Raw genomic sequence first — 18,512 nt, forward strand, 5'->3', positions numbered from 1 at the left:
GGTGGCTGACCGTGACCGACTACCTGAGCGTCGCCGACGCCGTGGCCGAGGAGATCCGCTCCGGCGCCCTGCGCCCCGGCGACCGGCTGCCCCCGCAGCGCGCGTTCGCGAAACGGCACGGCATCGCCAACTCCACCGCCACGCGCGTGTACCGCGAACTGGCCCGCCGCGGCCTGACCGTGGGCGAGGTCGGACGCGGTACGTACGTCCGCGCGGCGCAGGACGAGACCGCTCCCGCGCTCACCGAACCGGCGGCCGGCGGCCGGATCGACCTGGAGCTGAACTACCCGGCCGTACCCGGACAGAGCGCACTGCTCGCCGAGGGGCTCGGCGGCCTGCTGCGCCCCGACGCCCTCGCGCACGCCCTGCGCCCGGTCGGCGCCGCCGGCCTGCCCGCCGTCCAGGAGTCCGCCGCCGGCCTCCTCGCCCGCGGCGGCTGGCGCCCCGACCCTGCGCGGGTGCTGTTCGCGGCGGGCGGCCGGCAGGCCCTCTCCGCCGCCGTCACCGCCCTGGTGCCGCCGGGCGGCCGCCTCGGGGTGGAGGAGCTCACGTACCCGGTGATCAAGGCGGTGGCGGCCCGGCTCGGCATCACCCTCGTCCCGCTGCCCATGGACGAGGACGGCCTGGTCCCGCAGGCGCTGGCCGAGGCCCACGCGGCCGCCCCGCTGCACGCCCTCTACGTCCAGCCGAGGCTGCACAACCCGCTCTCGCTCACCATGCCCGAGCGGCGGATCGAGGAGCTGGCCGAGGTGCTGCTGAGCCTCGGACTGCCCGCCGTGGAGGACGCGATCTGGGCGTTCCTGCGCGACGAACTCCCGCCGCTCGCCGCGTACGCCCCCGAGCGGACCGTCCTGATCGACAGCCTCTCCAAGCGCATCGCCCCCGGCCTGACCCTGGGCTTCGCGGTCGCCCCGCCCGCCCTGACGGCCTCGGTCGCCGCCGCCCTGCGCGCGGGCGGCTGGGCCCCGATGCGCTTCGCCCTGGAGGCCGCCCACCGCTGGCAGCAGGACGGCACGGTACGGAAGCTGGTCGCCGCCAAGCAGCGGGAGGCGACGGTACGGCAGGAGCTCGCGGCCCGGTGCCTCGCCGGGTTCCCGGTGCGCGGCGAGCCGCGCTCCTACCACTGCTGGTGGCACCTCCCGCGCCCCTGGCGGGCGGACACCTTCGTCGCCGCCGCCGCGCGGCACGGCATCGGGGTCGTACCCGCCGCCGCGTTCACCGTCGACGCCGGCCACGCCCCGAACGCCGTCCGCCTGGGCCTGGCCACACCCCCGCCGGACGTCCTCGCCCAGGCGCTCACCACCCTCGCCGGCCTGGCCCGCTCGGCCCCGGAGGACCTCGTCACGGACTGACGCGAGCCCGGGTGTCACATCCGCGCACCGGCCGGTGTCTTCATGCCGAACCACCGGACAGGCCACACGACTTAGACCTTCGTACGGGGAGAAGACGATGACGGTGCGCATTCCGAAGGCAGAAATTCCCGCCGGGCTGCGGCAGGCGGTGCTGGAACAGCTCGGCTCGGTGCCCGAGCCCTTCGAAGTGCTGTGGAACCACCCGAAGCTCGCCGAGGCCAACCAGGAGTTCTCGGCGGCGATCGGTTCGCTGGACGAGGCCGACGCGAGCCTCAAGACCTTCGCGCACATGGCGGTCGCGGCCCAGGTCGGCTGCTGCTGGTGCCTCGACATCAACTACTTCCACGCGCTGAACCAGAACCTGGACCTGGCCAAGGCGAGCCAGGTGCCGCGCTGGCGGGTGTCGGACGTGTTCACCCCGCTGGAGCGGGACGTGCTGGAGTACGCGGAGGCCATGACGAACACCCCGTCGACCGTCACCGACGAGCTCTCGGCGCGGCTGCTCGACCGGCTCGGCCCGGCGGCCCTGGTCGAACTCACCGTGTTCATCGGCTTCGCCAACCTGGCGACCCGGTGCAACACGGCGCACGGCATCACCTCGCAGGGCTACTCCGACGCCTGCTCGATCCCCCTGGCGCCGAAGGCATGACCGAGGACCCGTTCGTCGCCCACCGCAGCCTGCTCTTCACGGTCGCCTACGAGATCCTCGGCTCGGCCGCCGACGCCGAGGACGTGCTCCAGGAGTCCTGACTGCGCTGGGCCGGCGTCGACCGGGCCAGGGTCCGCGACCCGCGGTCGTACCTCGTCCGGACGGTCACCCGCCAGTCGCTCAACCGCCTGCGCAGCCTGTCGCGCAGGCGCGCGGAGTACGTCGGCGAGTGGCTGCCCGAACCGCTGCTCACCAGCCCCGATGTCGCCGAGGACGTCGAGCTCGCGGAGAGCGTCTCGATGGCGATGCTGACCGTGCCGGAGACCCTCGGGCCGACCTGGCGGCACCTCCCACGCCCTTAACCCCGCTGGAGACGACGCCGGTGTGGCTGACCAGGCTGGACGAACCGTCGGAACTGTCCCGGTAGTTCCGCGGGTGCAGTGCGCTCAGCTCAGACGGGCTCGCAGGAGGCAGAATTCGTTGCCTTCGGGGTCGGCCAGGACGTGCCAGGGCTCGTCGCCGTTCTGGCCGATGTCGGCCGGGCGCGCCCCGAGCTTCAGGAGGCGTTCCAGTTCGGCGGCCTGATCGCGGTCGGTGGCGTTGACGTCGAAGTGCAGCCGCAGCGGGCCCGCCTTGGGCTCGGTGGCGGGGACGAAGACCAGAGTCGGCTGCAGTCCGCCGAACCCCTCCCGTGGCCCGATCTCCACCGCGCCGCCGTCGTCGGGGTCGAGCACGATGAAGTCCAGCACCTCGCACCAGAACGCCGCCAGCCGCTGCGGATCCTGGCAGGGAATGATCAGTTCGGAAATACGGCACGCCATGATCGGCACCCTACGAGGCGGCGACCGCAGGCAGCCAGTCCTTAATCGGCCCACCCGTGCGACACACTTTTGCAAGCGGATGCTTGCAATTGTTAGCAGGGGTGGGGCAAGGTGGAGGCATGGCATCGCTGAACGTCGGCAACCTCGGTGAGTACCTGCGCGAACAGCGGCGGAACGCCCAGCTGTCGCTGCGGCAGCTCGCCGATGCCGCCGGGGTGTCCAATCCGTACCTGAGCCAGATCGAGCGCGGGCTGCGCAAGCCCAGCGCGGAGGTGCTCCAGCAGGTCGCCAAGGCCCTGCGCATCTCCGCCGAGACGTTGTACGTCCGCGCCGGGATCCTCGACGCGGAGCGGGACCTGGACGAAGTGGAGACCCGGGCGGTCATCCTCGCCGATCCCTCGCTCAACGAGCGGCAGAAGCAGGTGCTGCTCCAGATCTACGAGTCCTTCCGCAAGGAGAACGGACTCGGGGTCGGCGAGCCCGCCGGGGCCGAGGACGGCGATGCCGATGTCGATATCGATGCCGGTCCGCGGCGGACGGCCGGATAACCGGACCAGGGCGCCGGCCGCCCCACCGCGGACCACACCAACCTCAGCCGAACGCGAATCCGGGAGGACCTGAACACCATGGCCATCACCGACGACCTGCGCAAGACCCTCAGCGACCCGACTCCGCTCTACTTCGCCGCCGGCACCGCCGACCTCGCCTACCAGCAGGCCAAGAAGGTGCCCGCCCTGGTCGAGCAGCTGCGCGCCGAGGCACCGGCCCGCATCGAGGCCGTGCGCAACACCGACCCCAAGGCCGTGCAGGAGAAGGCCGCCGCCCGCGCCAAGGAGGCGCAGGAGACCCTCCAGACGAAGGTCAACGAGTTCCTCGGCACCCTCGACGTGGACCTGAAGAAGCTCGGCGAGCAGGCCCAGGACCTCGCCCTGCGCGGCGTCGGCGTCGCCGCCGAGTACGCCGTCAAGGCCCGCGAGACCTACGAGAAGGTCGCCGAGCACGGCGAGCAGACCGTGAAGCACTGGCGCGGCGAGGCCGCCGAGGGCATCGAGGAACTGGCCGTCGCCGTCGAGGGCGAGCCCGAGCCGGCCGGGGCCAAGGACGAGCCGAAGCCCGCCGAGGCCACGTCCGAGCCCGCCGCGGACAAGAAGCCGGCCGCCCGGAAGGCCCCGGCCCCGCGCAAGAGCACCACGGCGAAGAAGACCACGCCGCCGGCGAAGTGAGCGCGGGCGACGCGACGACAGCGATACCGGGCCGGGCACCTTCGGGGTGTCCGGCCCGTTGTATGGGTACGGTGGCTGTACGGACGAGTCGACTCGGGTGGTGGGTACTGTGCTGATGACTGCAGTCGGCGGAGTGATGTGGCTGATCTTCACGGCCATGCTGGCGTTCGCCATCGTGGCGTTCGTGATGGCCGCGATCTTCCGCGAGGACGCCTACCGCGCCGCGGACAAGCAGAACAAGGGCTTCTGGCTGATCATCCTGGGCGTGGCGGTGGGCGTGAACCTCTTCGTGCCCATGCTGTTCCTCCAGCTCGCGGGTCTGGTCGCCACGATCGTCTTCTTCGTCGACGTCCGCCCGGCCCTTCAGCAGGTCTCCGGCGGGCGGGGCGGCCGGGGCGGCTTCCGCCGCCGGGGCAGGGGAAGCAGCAGCGACGGCCCGTACGGTCCGTACAACGGGGGCCGCTGAAAATTGCGCCCCTGGAGTCAGCCATCAGCCGTCAGCTGTCAGCCATCAGCGGACAGTTGATGGCTGACAGCTGACCGAGGGGCGCGGGCGGGACTTCGCCTACGACGTCCTGTCCAGCAACACCACAGCCACGTCGTCCGTCAGCTCGCCCCCATTGAGCTCACGGACCTCGGTGACCGCGGCCCGCAACAGCGCCTCTCCCCGCAGCCCCTCGGAGAGCTGCCGGCGGATCATCGACACCATCCCGTCCTGCCCCAGACGCTCACCGCCCGCACCGACCCGGCCCTCGATCAGCCCGTCGGTGTAGAGCATCAGACTCCACTCGGCCCCGAGCTCCACCTGCATCCGCGGCCACCGGGCCCCGGGCAGCAGCCCGAGCGCGGGCCCGTTGTTGTCGTACGGCAGCAGTCGCGCGTCCCGCCCGGGACGGGCGAGCAGCGGCGCCGGGTGCCCGGCCAGGCACAGGCCCGCACTCCGCCCGTCCGGCGCGATGTCCACCGTGCACAGCGTCGCGAAGATCTCCTCGTCGGCGCGCTCGTGCTCCAGCACCTGCTGCAGCGTGCCCAGCAGCTCGTCCCCGCACAGCCCGGCCAGCGTCAGCGCACGCCAGGCGATGCGCAGCTCCACGCCGAGCGCGGCCTCGTCCGGGCCGTGGCCGCAGACGTCACCGATCATGGCGTGCACCGTGCCGTCGGGTGTGCGGACGGCGTCGTAGAAGTCGCCGCCGAGCAGGGCCCGCGAGCGGCCGGGGCGGTAGCGGGCGGCGAAGCGCAGCGAGGAGCCGTCCAGCAGGGGCGTGGGCAGCAGCCCGCGCTCCAGCCGGCGGTTCTCCTGCGCGCGCAGCCGGCCCTCGGCCAGCCGCCGCTCGGCGGTGTCGGAACGTTTCCGCTCCACCGCGTACCGGATGGCGCGGCTGAGCAGCCGGCCGTCCAGCTCGTCCCGGAAGAGATAGTCCTGGGCGCCCACGCGCACGGCCTCGGCGCCGCGCTCGGCGTCGGCGGAGGCGGTCAGCGCGAGCACGGCGTGCCGGGGCGCGAGCCGGAGCACGTGCTTGAGCACGGCCAGCTCGTCGTCGGCGTCGCTGCCGCCCGGCGCGGGCAGGGCGAGGTCCAGCAGGATGCAGTGGACGTCGTCGGTGAGCAGCCGCTCGGCCTCGGTGAGGTTGCGGGCGGTGCGCACCCGGATCGGCTTGCCGGACGCGTCCAGCAGTTCGGGCACGATCGGCGAGCCGGCCGGATCGTCCTCGATCAGCAGCAGGGTGAGCGTGGTGCCGGTGCCGCTCGTGGGCGTGGCGTCGCGGTGGGCCAGCTGGGCCTCTTCCTTGAGGGGGCCGCCGACTGTGGAGGCGGCCTCAGCCTGACCACTCTCCGCGGCCGGGATCGCTCTCTGCCGCGGTATGGGTACGGGCATCGTCTTGGGTTCCTTCCCTCCCCCCGAGGGCATGGGCGGCGCCGAGGGTCTCGAAGCCACCGACGGGTGACCATAGCGGCATTGCCCGTCCCGATGGAATGGTGTGAGCCGCGTCGCTCCCGCGCAGGCCGCCGTCATATGCCGCGTTCCGTACCGCAGTTGGACAGGGCGCCGGACCACCCGGAATGACGAAGCTCACGTCCTGCCGGGGTTTGGGCGCGAGTGGGCGTGCGGTGGGTCACGTGACCCGTGTCACCGCACACCCCTCCGTGAGGGCTATGCGTCGGGCCGTACGACCCCCAGGATCGGCATCGAGCCGGCGCCCGCGATCGTCACGTTCCGGCCCGGGCGCGGGGCCTGGATGATCGCGCCGTCGCCGATGTAGAGGGCGACATGGCTGGCGTCGGTGAAGTAGAGGATGAGGTCGCCGGGCCGCATGTCCTTGATGTCGATGTGCTTGAGCTGCTGCCACTGCTCCTGCGAGGTGCGCGGGATGGGGTGGCCGGCCGCCGCCCAGGCCTGGGAGGTCAGGCCCGAGCAGTCGTACGACTCCGGGCCCTCGGCGCCCCAGACGTACGGCTTGCCGAGCTGGGCGGTGGCGAACGCGACGGCCTTCTTGCCCTGCTCGGACGCCTTGCCGTTGATCTCCTTGAGGATGCCGGTGTCCAGCCAGGAGGTCTGCGCCTGCAGCGCGGCCTGGTCCTCCAGCTGCCGCAGCCGCTCCTGGTCCCGCTTCGCCAGCTCGGACTCCAGCTTCTTGGCGGCGGAGATCTGCTGCTCGATCTTCTTCTTGGCGGCGGCCTTCGCCTTGCGCTCGGTGTCCAGCTTCTGCCACTGCTCGGCGGCGTCGTCGGCGTACGCCTGCAAGTCGTTCTGGGTGCGGGTCAGTTCGCCGATCAGGTCCCTCGTCGCCCGCTGGCCCTGGAGCACCAGCCCGGCGCCGTCCAGGACCTGGGCCGGGTCGTCGCTGAGCAGGAACTGGGCGGTGGGCGGGATGCCTCCGGTGCGGTACTGCTCGCGGGCCGCCGCGCCCGCCTGGTCCTTGAGCCGGTCGAGCTTCTCCTGCCCCTCGACGATCTTCTTCGCCAGCGCGACGATCTCGGCGGACTGTTTCTTGGCCTTCTCCTCGGCCGCGTTGTAGGCGTCGGTGGCGACGGCCGCGTCGTGATACAGCCCGTCGAGCTTCTCGCGGACCTTCTCAAGGTCCTTGCTGGGCGCGGGAGTTGAGGACGGCGAAGGGGAGGGGGCCGGGGAAGGGGACGTACTCGGTGTCGGTACCGGGGCGGCGAAGGCCGCGCCGGGTGCCGCCAGCGCGGTCACCGCGCAGACCACGGTCACGGCGGCCGTCAGGATGCCGCGCTTGCCCCAGCCCATCACCCGTACCCCCAAACTGATTTACCGTCAGTAACTTACCGTATCTGGGGGATCGTGCCACGTCACGGCGCAAAGCGACAGAGGCAGGTGTTTCTCTCCTGTTCCCCCCTCACCGGCCCCGGTATGACGATCTCCCCGCCGGTGTGACGAACGACGCGCAGAGATCGTTCCTGCGCGGTCAGCGGTCAGCGGTCAGCGGTCAGCGGTCAGCGGTCAGCGGTCAGCGGTCAGCGGTCAGCGGTCAGCGGTCAGCGGTCAGCGGTCAGCGGTCAGCGGTCAGCGGTCAGCGGTCAGCGGCCGCGCGGCGCCAACGCCTCCCACGCCACCGTCACTTCGCCCTGCCGCCAGCGGGCCGGGGAGTCCGTCACCGGCCAGTCGGCCGTCAGGTCCCGTACCGCGCGCAGCCAGCGCTGGCGGGCGCCGTAGGAGGCGTAGGGTGCGGCGGCGGCCCAGGCCCGGTCGAAGTCGCGCAGGAAGGCGTGCACCGGCTCACCGGGTACGTTGCGGTGGATCAGCGCCTTCGGCAGCCGCTCGGCGAGGTCGGACGGCTGCTCCAGCGAGCCCAGCCGCGTCGCGAAGGTCACGGTCCGCGGCCCCTCCGGGCCGAGCGCGACCCACACATGCCGCCGGCCGATCTCGTCGCACGTCCCCTCGACCAGCAGCCCGCCGCGCGAACCGGCGCCGGCCGGGGCGAGCCGCGCGCGCAGCCGCTCCCAGACGGCGGCGACCTGGTCCTCGTCGTACTGGCGCAGCACATTGGCGGCCCGCACGAGCACCGGGCGCCCCGGGACGGGGATCTCGAACCCGCCGTGCCGGAAGACGAGCCCCTCCCGCGCGTACGGCTCGGCCGCCGCGACCCGCTCCGGCTCGATCTCGACACCGACCACACGCGCGCGCGGCGCGGCGGTCCGCAGCCGGCCGAGCAGCTCGACGGCGGTCCAGGGCGCGGCGCCGTATCCGAGGTCGACCGCCAGCGGATCCTCGGCGCGACGCAGCTCGGCCCCGTGCGTGGCGGCGATCCAACGGTCCATGCGCCGCAGCCGATTGGGATTGGTCGTCCCGCGCGTCACCGTTCCCACGATGGGGGTCCCCCCGCGAAGCCGAGAGTGGGGGAGGGTCGCTGCGCGGGCTGTCATGCCTACGAGGGTAAGGGGGCGGGTACGGCGTCGGCCGGGCTGGAGGTGGGTGCGGCGCCGACCGGGCCGGACGTGGTGGTTGGCCGGGCCGGGCGTGGTGGTTGCCGGGCCGGGCGTGGTGGTGGCGGTCGGCCGACCGGTGGCGACGGCGGTGCCGGTCGGCGGGCCGAGCGCCGGCGTCGGCTGGAGGGGCTTGTCGGGCCCGGCCTGGAGTGGTCGGGCCTGGTGTCGGGGTCGGCGGGAGTGGTCTGCCGGGTCGGATGGCGGGGCCGGCTGTCGTGGCTTGTCGGCCCGGCCTGGAATGGTCGGGCCCGGTGCATGGGTCGGTGGGATCGGCCTGCCGGGCTGGATGGCCGGGCCCGTTGTCGTGGCCTGCCGGGCTCGGCCTGGAATGGTCGGGCCCAGTGCCGGAGTCGCCGGGAAGCGGTTCGCCGGGCCCGGCGCCGGAGGCGGCGGGAAGCCGCTCCCCGGGCCGGGCGCCGCAGTCAGTCGGAGCGGCTTGCCCAGCCGGATGCCGGGCTCAGCCGGCGCGGTGTGCCGTGCGGCGGCGCAGGGCTGTGACGATGCCGGCGCCCGCGAGGACCAGCGCCGCTGCCGCGCCGGCGATCAGCGGGGTGTTGCCGGAGGCGCCGGTCGAGGCGAGGTGCGTACCGCCGCCCGCGGGTGACGGGGCGCTGCTCGCCACGGGAGAGGCGGCCGTGCCACCGCCGCTGTGCACCGGGGCCGGGGTGGCGGACGGCGCCGAGGACGCGGGAGCGGTGGGGGCCGAGGACGCGGGGGCGGTCGGCGTCGGGGAGGCCGAGGAGGAGCCGGCGGGGGCGCAGGTGAAGTTGTCCGGTACGACCACCGGGGGCTTGAGGTCCTCGTCGACGCTGTCGCCCGCCTTGACGTGGATCACGAAGGTCTGTCCGGCGTGCCAGGTCAGGGGATGCAGGTCGACGCTGACGCCCTGCGCGGTCGGGTGCTGGATCGTCTGCGTGTCGAGGTCCCGCTCCCCGCCGGGCATGCTCAGCTCAATTTTCAGGGTGAGCGTGGCCGGCGTGCCGGAGGGGTCCTTGTCGGTGACCCGGACGACCGGCTTGCCCGAGCTGTCGCAGGCGGGGGCGGCGGAGAAGTCGGCGATGCTGCAGGCGAGCGCGGTCTGGGCGGCGGCGACGGAGAGCGCGGCCGCGGCGGCTGACGTGCCGACGACACGAGCCGCCCTGGTGAGGTGACGGGAACGGAACACGCTGGTCCTCGGGGTTCGGTGAGGGGGGGTGACATCCGACGAGGAAGCGTGTACCGGGGCTGGCCGTGTCCTGTCAAAGGTTGTATCGGCGCAGGTCAAGGCTGGTCCAAGGGTCTCCTCTTGGTGGGTCAAGTACCCCCACCCCTGCCCCCGAACGGTTGATCGACCCCGGGTCATGATTGAGTAAAGCCGCTTGATCGGGAAATGGCGGGACGCCCGGCCGCTGTTGACTCCCTCGGAGGCCGAGCCCGGACCTCCGTCCGGCATGCCCGCAGTAAGGAGGAACGCCACGGTGAGCCACTACGTCAGCAGGCTCGGGCGACGCTCCCCGGCCGCCTCCCCCCGGCTCCGGCTGCACCGCCGACCCCGCCGGGTCGCCATGCTCTCCGTGCACACGTCCCCGCTCCACCAGCCCGGCACCGGCGACGCCGGCGGCATGAACGTCTACATCGTGGAGCTGGCCCAGCGCCTCGCCGCGCAGGGCATCGAGGTCGAGATCTTCACCCGCGCCACCTCCGGCGGCCTCGCCCCCACCGTCCAGCTGGCCCCGGGCGTCCTCGTGCGCCATGTCGACGCGGGGCCGTACGAAGGCCTCGCCAAGGAGGACCTGCCCGCCCAGCTGTGCGCCTTCACACACGGCGTGATGCAGGCCTGGGCCGGCCACCGCCCCGGCTACTACGACCTCGTCCACTCCCACTACTGGCTCTCCGGCCACGTCGGCTGGCTCGCCGCCCAGCGCTGGGGCGTGCCCCTGGTGCACGCCATGCACACCATGGCCAAGGTCAAGAACGCCAACCTGGCCGACGGCGACACGCCCGAGCCCGCCGCCCGCGTCATCGGTGAGACCCAGATCGTGGCCGCCGCCGACCGGCTCATCGCCAACACGGACGAGGAGGCCGACGAGCTGGTCCGGCACTACGCGGCCGACCCCGCCAAGGTCGCCGTGGTCCACCCCGGCGTGAACCTCGACCGCTTCCGCCCGGCCGACGGCCGCGCCGCCGCCCGCCTCCGCCTGGGCCTGCCCCAGGACGCCCTGATCCCGCTCTTCGCGGGCCGCATACAGCCCCTGAAGGCCCCGGACGTCCTGCTGCGTGCCGTGGCGGTGCTGCTGGACGAGCGCCCCGAGCTGCGCTCGCGCATCCTCGTCCCGGTCGTCGGCGGCCCGAGCGGCAGCGGCCTCGCCAAGCCGGAGGGCCTGCAGAAGCTCGCCGCACGGCTCGGCATCGCGGACGTCGTACGGTTCCGGCCGCCGGTCGGCCAGGAACAGCTCGCGGACTGGTTCCGGGCCGCGTCCGTGCTGGTCATGCCGTCGTACAGCGAGTCGTTCGGGCTGGTCGCCATAGAGGCGCAGGCGGCCGGTACGCCGGTGCTGGCGGCGTCCGTCGGCGGTCTCCCGGTGGCCGTGCGCGACGGCGAGACCGGCTTCCTCGTGGCGGGCCACAACCCGGCCGACTACGCGCGCGTGCTGCACCGGTTCGCCGACGAGCCGTCCCTCGCGACGAGCATGGGGCAGGCCGCCGCTCGCCACGCCCAGTCCTTCGGCTGGGACACGGCGGCCGCCGCCACCGCCGAGGTCTACATGGCCGCGACCCAGTCCCACCGCCGTCGCGTACGCTCCCCCCATGGGTGATGTGGAGAAGGCGGGGCAGATCCTCGAAGGTGCCCTCAAGGACGCCGAACTGGAGTGGGAGAGCCCCGAGCCCGGGAACTACGTGGTCAAACTCCCCGGCACCCGCAAGCTGTCCACGACGGTCTCCTTCCTGGTGGGCCGTCACTCGCTGTCCCTGAACGCCTTCGTCGTCCGCCACCCCGACGAGAACGAGCCCGGCGTCCACCGCTGGCTCCTGGAGCGCAACCTCAAGCTGTACGGCGTCAGTTACGCCGTGGACCGCCTCGGCGACATCTACGTCACCGCCCGCCTCCCCCTCGCCTCCGTCACCCCCGACGAGATCGACCGCCTCCTCGGCCAGGTCCTGGAAGCGGCCGACGGCGCCTTCAACACCCTGCTGGAGCTGGGCTTCGCCTCTTCCATCCGCAAGGAGTACGCCTGGCGGGTGTCCCGGGGCGAGTCCACGCGCAACCTGGACGCGTTCCGCCATCTGATCGAGCGCCCGGCCGACTGACGGTCGCTACGACGACCGGCGCGAACTGACCCGGTAGCGCCCCGGAGTGACCCCGACCAGCTTCTTGAAGTGCCGGGTGAGATGGGCCTGGTCGCAGAAGCCGGTCGCCGCCGCCACCTCGCCCGGCGCCTGCCCGTCCAGCAGCAGCCGCCGGGCCCGCCCGACCCGCCGTGACATGAGGTACTGGTGCGGTGCGATGCCGTAAGCGGCGCTGAACGCCCGTACCAGATGGGCGGGGTGGGCGTGCAGCAGCCGCGCGGCCTCCTCCAGCCGCATCCCGTCGACGACCCGGGCGTCCAGCAGCTCGCGCAGCCGTCCGGCGAGGAGCGGATCGCTCCGGTGCGCGGACGTACCGCCCCGGCCCCGCAGATGGTCCCGCAACCGCTCCCCGACGAGGGTCAGCCGGCTCTCCGCCTCCAGCTCGTCGCCGGGCCGGGCGAGGGCGGAGTGCAGCTGCCCGACGCGCCGCCGCAGCAGGGGGTCGACGAGATCGGGCCGGTCGACGGCGGGGCCGATGAGGTCGGCACCGAGCCGGCTGGTGTCGAGGTACAGCACCCGCTTGCGGAAGCCCTGCGGGGTGGCGGGGGAGCCGTTGTGCGGGACGTGCGGCGGCAGCAGGGTCACGGTGCCGAGCGGGGTTCCGTGCTCGTGCCGGTCCAGCTCGTACCGTACGGCCCCGTCGTCCACGATGAGCAGCGTCCAGACGTCATGGACGTGCATCGGATAGGCGTACTCGGTGAATCGGGCGTGGAAGACCTCCACGACACCCGGGACCCGTGGGCGCCAGGCGGAGACGTCCGGCTGAGCTGCGGCCACGCAAAGAACGTACAAGACCGCCCGCCCGGCGGCGCGGCAGTCTCAGTCCATGAACACCGAACCGATCCGCTTCGACACGAAGATCGCCGTACTGCTCCGCGAGGACCTGGAGCCCTGGCAGCGCCTCAATGTGACCGCGTTCCTGGTCAGCGGCCTGGGCAGCGAGATCGAGGAGGTGATCGGGGAGCCGTACGAGGACGCGGACGGGGTGTCGTACCTGCCGATGTTCCGCCAGCCGGTCCTGGTCTTCGAGGGTACGAAGGAGACCCTGAAGGCGGCCCACACAAGGGTGTTGAACCGCGCCCTGCCCCGCGCGGTCTTCACGGCGGACCTCTTCACGACGGGCAACGACCGCGACAACCGCGCGGCGGTACGGGCCGTGCCGACGGCCGAGCTGGACCTCGTGGGGCTGGCGGTGTACGGCCCCCGGAACGGGGTGGACAAGGTGCTGAAGGGGGCCCGGATGCACCCGTGAGGTGACCCGCGCCCCCTGGCACGTCGCGGTCAGTGCTGGAACTGGCCCGGCTGGTAGTCGCCGGCGGGCATCCGGACGATGACGTTCAGGCGGTTGTACGCGTTGATGAGCGCGACCAGCGTCATCAGGCCGAAGAGCTGGTTCTCGTCGTAGTGCTTGGCGGCGTTCGCCCACACGTCGTCCGGGACACCACCGGCCGCGTCGGCGATCCGGGTGCCCTCCTCCACCAGCTCCAGGGCGGCCCGCTCGGCCTCGGAGAACACCTTGGCCTCCCGCCACACCGCGACGAGGTGCAGCCGCTGCTCGGTCTCACCGGCGGCGCGCGCGTCCTTGGTGTGCATGTCGGTGCAGAACCCGCAGCCGTTGATCTGGCTGGCCCGGATCTTCACCAGTTCCTGAGTGGCGGCGGGGAGCCCGGACTCCACGACCACCTGGCCCACCGCGTTCAGGTGCTTGATCGCCCGGCCGGCGAGCGGGTTGCCGAAGAGGTTCAGACGCGGTTCCATGATCTACTCCTGTGTCCTCGGTGCTGACTACACCCGTCTGACGCCGGGGGATGCCGGGATGTGACATGGCGAGAGGCGATGTGACGGCAGTCACGCGTGGAGCGCTGCGCTCGGCGCCGCTCAGTCACGCCGGGCGGAGAACAGGCGCGCCACCACGGCCAGCACCAGCCCGGCCGCGAGGAGATAGAGGCCGAGACGTCCTTCGGACACTGCCGGTGACCACACCCGCCAGGCCGACGGGCTGTAGCTGTCGGCTGCCAGGTAGGACCCGTAGGAGGAAGAGGAGAGCGTAAGAGGCGTACCGGTCCGGCTGCGTATCCACAGCAGAGCGCCTATGACGGCGCAGGTCGCGGATACGGCATACAGGGCTGTGGTGCAGCGCGAGGCGGGTCTGCTCACGGGTTCTTCCTCACCTTGGTCAGATCAGCGGTGGGCGGGACGTCCAGGTGTGCCGTACGCAACCCCGGCCAGGCAAACGGGTGTATCACGCACGCCTCGGGGACGAGCCTCTCCCTGTCCGTCTGCCGTGCCGCCGAAGCTACGAACGACCCGCTTCGAACGCAGGATGAGGAGACGATGATGCAGAGGACGGCGTCTGGGCGCGCACGAAGACGGCGCGCTCGCCTGTGGGGAGGGCTGCTGGCCCTGAGCGCCGCCGCCCTGGGATTCGGCGGGCCGTCCGCGGCCGCGCAGGCCGGCCAGGACGTCAAGATCTCCGACCACCAGTACGTCCGCGATGACGGGGGCAGCGACCCGACGATCGCCGCGTGCTCGGTCAACAAGCGCCAGCAGAACGAGCCGACGACCACGGTCGCGCCCCACAACCGGCAGCTGCTGACCGCCGGCGCCAATGACTACTGCGCGGCGGCGACGACCGGAGGGTCGGCCTGGGCCGGGTTCTACTACTCCGCCGACGGCGGGCAGTCGTGGACCGACAGCCTGCTGCCCGGCTACCCGACGGACACCTCGGCCGAGGGCCAGGCCTCGCCGATGTACCAGATGCACGAGAACCAGGCCGGCGACCCCGTCCAGGCCTGGGACAACAACGGGCACCTGTACTACGCGACCATCGCGGACAACCTCACGAGCAATCCCAACGCGTCGCTCTTCGTCTCGCGCTACGACTGGACCTCCGGCCCGAAGCCCAACCACCGATACACCACGCTCGTCGCCCGGTCCACCCCGGTCCAGGACTTCCGCGGACTCTTCCAGGACAAGCCTGCGCTGGAGGTCGACCGCGGTGCCGACAGCCCGAACGCCGGCAACATCTACGTCTGCTGGACCCGCTTCACCGGCCCGAACTCCCCGAACGCCGTGTATGTGGCCCGCTCGACCGACCAGGGCCGCACGTTCACCACGAACAGGGTCACCAATTCCGTGACCGCGTCCGACATCTGCGACGTCACGGTCACCCGCAACGGCAGCGTCTACGTCAGCTGGCACCAGCTGGCGGCGAACGGCCTGGGCAACAGCTCCATCGGCTGGGTGAAGTCGACCGACGGCGGGCGCTCGTTCACCAGGCCGAGGGTCGCCACGTCCTACGTCGGCTGGCAGGCGCTGGACCAGACAGTGTTGCCCGGCACCGATCCCCGTGACTGCGGTGACGGCCCCCTCGCCTGCCAGTCCGGCTATACGTTCGCCCGCGTAGGCAGCCAGGTCCGCCTGGCCGCCGACCCCACCTCCGCCGGTAACCCCGACGAGGTCTTCCTGGTCTACGACGGCACGGTGCCCGGTTCGCAGACACCGACCGGGACGACGTACGGAACCGTCGGCAGGGGAACCGGAAGCCAGGACGCGCTCTACTTCATGCGGACAGGTGACGGCGGCGCGACCTGGAGCAGCCCGCAGCGCATCGACCCGCAGGCGAAGGGCCACCAGTTCCTCCCCGACATCGCCGCCGACTCGGGCCGGCTGCACGTCGTCTGGCAGGACAGCCGGGACGACACCGCGAGCGGGCCGGGAGGCGGGGACTTCCGTACGGTGCCGGTCTCCAACCGCTGGGTGAGCGACAACCCGCCGGGTTCCGTGTCGACCGGAACAGGCCTGGACACCTACTACGCGACCTCGTCGGACTCCGGAGGGAGCTGGGCGGTCAACAAGGTGTCCACCCAGTCGACCATGCCGCAGTACGAGCAGTTCACCGACGCCGACGAGCCGTTCTTCGGCGACTACAACTACATCGCCGCGTCGGGTCCGACCGCGTTCCTGGCCTGGACCGACCAGCGCGACACCGTCCCCGGCACCGACCCGAGGTACCCGGCGGCCGAGGGGACGGACGGGTTCGATGTGCACCAGTGCCGTACCCAGAACCCGGACGGCACCTGGGGACCGGACACCTGCCTTGACGCGGGCGGGCGGAACCAGAACATCTACGGGGCAGTGGTGGGCTGAGCCGACCGTGAAAATGCCCCTGACCTGCGCCGGAAACGCAGGTCAGGGGCATGATCGAAAAGGTTACTTCTTCTTGCCCTGGTTCTTGACCGCCTCGATCGCCGCCGCGGCCGCCTCGGGGTCGAGGTACGTGCCGCCGGGGGTGACCGGCTTGAAGTTCTCGTCCAGCTCGTAGGAGAGCGGGATGCCCGTCGGGATGTTCAGGCCCGCGATGTCGGCGTCGGAGATGCCGTCCAGGTGCTTGACCAGGGCGCGCAGGCTGTTGCCGTGGGCGGCGACGAGGACCGTGCGGCCGGCCAGGAGGTCGGGGACGATGCCGTCGTACCAGTAGGGGAGCATCCGGACGACGACGTCCTTCAGGCACTCCGTGGCCGGGCGCAGCTCCGGCGGGATGGAGGCGTAGCGCGGGTCGTGCGCCTGGGAGAACTCGGAGTCGTCCGCGAGCGGCGGGGGCGGGGTGTCGTACGAGCGGCGCCAGAGCATGAACTGCTCTTCGCCGAACTCGGCCAGCGTCGCCGCCTTGTCCTTGCCCTGCAGGGCGCCGTAGTGGCGCTCGTTCAGGCGCCAGCTGCGGTGGACCGGGATCCAGTGGCGGTCGGCGGCCTCCAGGGCCAGCTGCGCGGTGCGGATCGCGCGCTTCTGGAGGGACGTGTGGACCACGTCGGGGAGAAGGTCGGCGTCCTTCAGGAGCTCGCCACCGCGGACTGCCTCCTTCTCGCCCTTCTCGTTGAGGTTGACGTCCACCCAGCCGGTGAACAGGTTCTTCGCGTTCCACTCGCTCTCGCCGTGGCGGAGGAGGATCAGCTTGTACGGTGCGTCGGCCATGGGAAAGAGCGTAATCCACCCGTTCGGGGCGCCGCCCGGGTCGGCCGATGGGTGGACAGTTGACGGCATCTGTTAATCCAGTGGCCGGCGGCATCCCCCTGTTTGTAAGTTGTGCCTACCGCTTGAGCCGCTTACAACGCCCCACGCCGAGGCGTCGTACACCCATGGGGGGATCCGCCATGTCCGCCGCCCGTCTCCGACGTGCCGCCCGGGAGACCGTCTCCGGGCTCCCCCGTGAGTTCTGGTGGCTGTGGACCAGCACCCTGGTCAACCGGCTCGGCGCCTTCGTGGCCACCTTCATGGCCCTCTACCTCACCCTCGACCGCGGCTACTCCGCCTCGTACGCCGGTCTCGTCGCCTCGCTGCACGGGCTCGGCGGGGTCGTCTCCTCGCTGGGCGGCGGGGTGATGGCCGACCGGCTGGGCAGGCGGCCGACCCTGCTGATCGCGCAGTCCGCGACGGCCGCCTCGGTCGCGCTGCTCGGCTTCATGACCGACCCGGCCGCCATCGCCGCCGTCGCCTTCCTCGTGGGCATGGCCTCCAACGCCTCGCGCCCGGCCGTGCAGGCGATGATGGCCGACATCGTCCGTCCCGAGGACCGCCTCCGCGCCTTCTCCCTGAACTACTGGGCCATCAACCTCGGGTTCGCCGTCTCCTCCATGGCCGCCGGGTTCATCGCCGAGTTCAGCTATCTCGCCGGGTTCCTGATCGAGGCCGGGATGACGGCCGGCTGCGCGCTCGTCGTCTTCCTGAAGGTGCCCGAGTCCCGCCCCGCGCTCACGGCCAAGCAGGCGGAGGACGAGGTCAGCCTCAAGGCCGTGCTGCGCGACGGGCGCTACATGGCCGTCGTCGGCCTGTCCTTCCTGGTCGCCCTGATCTTCCAGCAGGGGTCCGTCGGACTGCCGGTGGCCATGGGGGAGGCCGGGTTCTCGCCCGCCGACTACGGCCTCGCCATCGCGGTCAACGGCATCCTGATCGTCGCCCTGCAGATCCCGGTCACCCGGTTCATCGAGCACCGCGACCCGCGCACCCTGCTGATCGTCTCCTCGGTGCTCGCCGGCTACGGCTTCGGTCTCACGGCCTTCGCGGGCTCGGTCGGCGTCTTCATGGTCACCGTGTGCGTCTGGACCCTCGCCGAGATCGTCAACGCGCCCACCCAGACCGGCCTCGTCGTCCGCCTGTCCCCGGTGCACGGCCGCGGCCGCTACCAGGGCGTCTACACCCTGTCCTGGTCGGTCGCCGCCCTGGTCGCCCCGCTGATGTCCGGCGCGGTCATCGACCGGTGGGGTGCGCAGTGGCTGTGGGGGATGTGCGCGGTGGTGGGGACGGTCGCCGGGCTGGGGTACGGGGTGCTCATGCGGAGGCTGCCGACCGAGCGGCCGGCGGCCGAGCGGAGCGGCGCGCGTGCCGCCGGATCGGCGTCGACCATTTAATTCCAGTGGCCGACCATCTCATTAATTCCAGTGGCCGACCATCTCATTCCAGTATTCACGGAATGTAATTGCACGCATATTCATAAGTCTTCGCCGCTGCGTCAACAGGCACTCGAAAACTCCCCTTTCGAGCCACCTGGATCCCTCGAACGCCCCAAACCCCGCTTCCGGGAGCCGTCGTTAGCTCACCGTGACGCGATTGGACTGGTGCACTGCCGAAGATAATCCGACGACGCTCCACTGGGGTGATGAGGTGGACCGCACGTCGTGCTCGGACCTGCTTG

General features: G+C 71.8%; 19 protein-coding genes and 1 pseudogene. 11 read left to right on the top strand and 9 right to left on the bottom strand.

Annotated features, from left to right (window positions below; genetic code table 11):
* Positions 1-11 precede the first annotated feature (11 nt).
* From O1G22_RS22780 to O1G22_RS22790, 3 genes and pseudogenes are all read left to right on the top strand, one after another.
* On the top strand, positions 12-1,352 hold the full coding sequence (locus O1G22_RS22780) for an aminotransferase-like domain-containing protein (protein WP_270083019.1): 1,341 nt from the start codon (positions 12-14) through the stop codon (positions 1,350-1,352).
* A 97-nt stretch (positions 1,353-1,449) separates the two neighbouring features.
* Positions 1,450-2,001: a carboxymuconolactone decarboxylase family protein gene (locus tag O1G22_RS22785; RefSeq protein WP_270083020.1), complete on the top strand. Its 552-nt coding sequence runs from the start codon at positions 1,450-1,452 to the stop codon at positions 1,999-2,001.
* Positions 1,998-2,345: pseudogene (locus tag O1G22_RS22790) on the top strand (sigma factor); the annotation flags it as partial. The gene O1G22_RS22785 and the pseudogene O1G22_RS22790, both read left to right, overlap by 4 nt.
* A 102-nt stretch (positions 2,346-2,447) precedes the next feature.
* Here the strand turns inward: O1G22_RS22790 and O1G22_RS22795 are convergent.
* Positions 2,448-2,822, bottom strand: a complete 375-nt coding sequence (locus tag O1G22_RS22795) for a VOC family protein (RefSeq protein WP_270083021.1) — start codon at positions 2,820-2,822, stop codon at positions 2,448-2,450.
* Between the two features lie 119 nt (positions 2,823-2,941).
* Between O1G22_RS22795 and O1G22_RS22800 the strand changes: the two genes are divergently transcribed.
* The 3 genes from O1G22_RS22800 (at position 2,942) to O1G22_RS22810 (ending at position 4,511) form a co-directional block, all read left to right on the top strand.
* Positions 2,942-3,370: a helix-turn-helix domain-containing protein gene (locus O1G22_RS22800; RefSeq protein WP_270083022.1), complete on the top strand. Its 429-nt coding sequence runs from the start codon at positions 2,942-2,944 to the stop codon at positions 3,368-3,370.
* Between the two features lie 78 nt (positions 3,371-3,448).
* Positions 3,449-4,045, top strand: a complete 597-nt coding sequence (locus O1G22_RS22805) for a hypothetical protein (RefSeq protein ID WP_270083023.1) — start codon at positions 3,449-3,451, stop codon at positions 4,043-4,045.
* 115 nt (positions 4,046-4,160) lie between these two features.
* On the top strand, positions 4,161-4,511 hold the full coding sequence (locus tag O1G22_RS22810) for a DUF2516 family protein (protein ID WP_263636230.1): 351 nt from the start codon (positions 4,161-4,163) through the stop codon (positions 4,509-4,511).
* 99 nt (positions 4,512-4,610) lie between these two features.
* Here the strand turns inward: O1G22_RS22810 and O1G22_RS22815 are convergent, their stop codons facing one another.
* From O1G22_RS22815 to O1G22_RS22830, 4 genes are all read right to left on the bottom strand, one after another.
* A complete protein-coding gene (locus tag O1G22_RS22815) occupies positions 4,611-5,921 on the bottom strand; it encodes a PP2C family protein-serine/threonine phosphatase (protein WP_270083024.1) in 1,311 nt (436 codons plus the stop codon).
* A 276-nt stretch (positions 5,922-6,197) separates the two neighbouring features.
* Positions 6,198-7,295: a C40 family peptidase gene (locus tag O1G22_RS22820; protein WP_270086495.1), complete on the bottom strand. Its 1,098-nt coding sequence runs from the start codon at positions 7,293-7,295 to the stop codon at positions 6,198-6,200.
* A gap of 290 nt (positions 7,296-7,585) precedes the next feature.
* A complete protein-coding gene (locus O1G22_RS22825) occupies positions 7,586-8,431 on the bottom strand; it encodes a class I SAM-dependent methyltransferase (protein WP_270083025.1) in 846 nt (281 codons plus the stop codon).
* A gap of 520 nt (positions 8,432-8,951) precedes the next feature.
* Complete coding sequence (locus O1G22_RS22830) at positions 8,952-9,659, bottom strand: LAETG motif-containing sortase-dependent surface protein (RefSeq protein ID WP_270083026.1); 708 nt, start codon at positions 9,657-9,659, stop codon at positions 8,952-8,954.
* Between the two features lie 292 nt (positions 9,660-9,951).
* Between O1G22_RS22830 and mshA the strand changes: the two genes are divergently transcribed.
* Positions 9,952-11,289 (top strand): D-inositol-3-phosphate glycosyltransferase, encoded by a 1,338-nt coding sequence (gene mshA, locus O1G22_RS22835; protein ID WP_270083027.1) that lies wholly within the window; start codon positions 9,952-9,954, stop codon positions 11,287-11,289.
* Positions 11,282-11,782, top strand: a complete 501-nt coding sequence (locus O1G22_RS22840) for a type III secretion system chaperone family protein (RefSeq protein ID WP_270083028.1) — start codon at positions 11,282-11,284, stop codon at positions 11,780-11,782. Before mshA ends, O1G22_RS22840 begins: the two co-directional genes overlap by 8 nt.
* A 6-nt stretch (positions 11,783-11,788) precedes the next feature.
* Here the strand turns inward: O1G22_RS22840 and O1G22_RS22845 are convergent, their stop codons facing one another.
* Positions 11,789-12,598, bottom strand: coding sequence for a helix-turn-helix transcriptional regulator (locus tag O1G22_RS22845; protein WP_270083029.1), 810 nt, complete (start codon positions 12,596-12,598; stop codon positions 11,789-11,791).
* Positions 12,599-12,647: 49 nt separating this feature from the next.
* Between O1G22_RS22845 and O1G22_RS22850 the strand changes: the two genes are divergently transcribed.
* On the top strand, positions 12,648-13,073 hold the full coding sequence (locus O1G22_RS22850; RefSeq protein ID WP_270083030.1) for a DUF2000 domain-containing protein: 426 nt from the start codon (positions 12,648-12,650) through the stop codon (positions 13,071-13,073).
* Positions 13,074-13,102: 29 nt separating this feature from the next.
* On the opposite strand, the gene O1G22_RS22855 is transcribed toward O1G22_RS22850, so the two are convergent.
* Both O1G22_RS22855 and O1G22_RS22860 read right to left on the bottom strand, forming a co-directional pair.
* Positions 13,103-13,579 carry a carboxymuconolactone decarboxylase family protein gene (locus O1G22_RS22855; RefSeq protein WP_270083031.1) on the bottom strand — a complete coding sequence of 159 codons (477 nt, stop codon included), beginning with the start codon at positions 13,577-13,579 and terminating at the stop codon, positions 13,103-13,105.
* 120 nt (positions 13,580-13,699) lie between these two features.
* A complete protein-coding gene (locus tag O1G22_RS22860; RefSeq protein WP_270083032.1) occupies positions 13,700-13,978 on the bottom strand; it encodes a hypothetical protein in 279 nt (92 codons plus the stop codon).
* Between the two features lie 177 nt (positions 13,979-14,155).
* Between O1G22_RS22860 and O1G22_RS22865 the strand changes: the two genes are divergently transcribed.
* Positions 14,156-15,970 (top strand): sialidase family protein, encoded by a 1,815-nt coding sequence (locus tag O1G22_RS22865; protein ID WP_270083033.1) that lies wholly within the window; start codon positions 14,156-14,158, stop codon positions 15,968-15,970.
* Between the two features lie 63 nt (positions 15,971-16,033).
* Here the strand turns inward: O1G22_RS22865 and O1G22_RS22870 are convergent, their stop codons facing one another.
* Positions 16,034-16,795 carry a phosphoglyceromutase gene (locus O1G22_RS22870; protein ID WP_225098016.1) on the bottom strand — a complete coding sequence of 254 codons (762 nt, stop codon included), beginning with the start codon at positions 16,793-16,795 and terminating at the stop codon, positions 16,034-16,036.
* Between the two features lie 179 nt (positions 16,796-16,974).
* Here O1G22_RS22870 and O1G22_RS22875 point away from each other — a divergent pair, with 179 nt between their 5' ends.
* Positions 16,975-18,228 carry an MDR family MFS transporter gene (locus O1G22_RS22875; protein ID WP_270083034.1) on the top strand — a complete coding sequence of 418 codons (1,254 nt, stop codon included), beginning with the start codon at positions 16,975-16,977 and terminating at the stop codon, positions 18,226-18,228.
* Positions 18,229-18,512: the final 284 nt, after the last annotated feature.

Origin of the sequence: Streptomyces camelliae, assembly GCF_027625935.1 — a bacterium.
Taxonomy (GTDB): Bacteria; Actinomycetota; Actinomycetes; order Streptomycetales; family Streptomycetaceae; genus Streptomyces; species Streptomyces camelliae.

What these genes read in the sequence shown, in the direction of transcription:
- O1G22_RS22865 (WP_270083033.1), top strand. Translation starts at nt 14,156, where the DNA reads ATGATGCAGAGGACGGCGTCTGGGCGCGCACGAAGACGGCGCGCTCGC.
- O1G22_RS22820 (WP_270086495.1), bottom strand. Translation starts at nt 7,295, where the DNA reads ATGGGCTGGGGCAAGCGCGGCATCCTGACGGCCGCCGTGACCGTGGTC.
- O1G22_RS22810 (WP_263636230.1), top strand. Translation starts at nt 4,161, where the DNA reads ATGACTGCAGTCGGCGGAGTGATGTGGCTGATCTTCACGGCCATGCTG.
- O1G22_RS22840 (WP_270083028.1), top strand. Translation starts at nt 11,282, where the DNA reads ATGGGTGATGTGGAGAAGGCGGGGCAGATCCTCGAAGGTGCCCTCAAG.
- O1G22_RS22855 (WP_270083031.1), bottom strand. Translation starts at nt 13,579, where the DNA reads ATGGAACCGCGTCTGAACCTCTTCGGCAACCCGCTCGCCGGCCGGGCG.
- O1G22_RS22870 (WP_225098016.1), bottom strand. Translation starts at nt 16,795, where the DNA reads ATGGCCGACGCACCGTACAAGCTGATCCTCCTCCGCCACGGCGAGAGC.
- O1G22_RS22785 (WP_270083020.1), top strand. Translation starts at nt 1,450, where the DNA reads ATGACGGTGCGCATTCCGAAGGCAGAAATTCCCGCCGGGCTGCGGCAG.
- O1G22_RS22825 (WP_270083025.1), bottom strand. Translation starts at nt 8,431, where the DNA reads ATGACAGCCCGCGCAGCGACCCTCCCCCACTCTCGGCTTCGCGGGGGG.
- O1G22_RS22815 (WP_270083024.1), bottom strand. Translation starts at nt 5,921, where the DNA reads ATGCCCGTACCCATACCGCGGCAGAGAGCGATCCCGGCCGCGGAGAGT.
- O1G22_RS22805 (WP_270083023.1), top strand. Translation starts at nt 3,449, where the DNA reads ATGGCCATCACCGACGACCTGCGCAAGACCCTCAGCGACCCGACTCCG.
- O1G22_RS22875 (WP_270083034.1), top strand. Translation starts at nt 16,975, where the DNA reads ATGTCCGCCGCCCGTCTCCGACGTGCCGCCCGGGAGACCGTCTCCGGG.
- O1G22_RS22800 (WP_270083022.1), top strand. Translation starts at nt 2,942, where the DNA reads ATGGCATCGCTGAACGTCGGCAACCTCGGTGAGTACCTGCGCGAACAG.
- O1G22_RS22795 (WP_270083021.1), bottom strand. Translation starts at nt 2,822, where the DNA reads ATGGCGTGCCGTATTTCCGAACTGATCATTCCCTGCCAGGATCCGCAG.
- O1G22_RS22850 (WP_270083030.1), top strand. Translation starts at nt 12,648, where the DNA reads ATGAACACCGAACCGATCCGCTTCGACACGAAGATCGCCGTACTGCTC.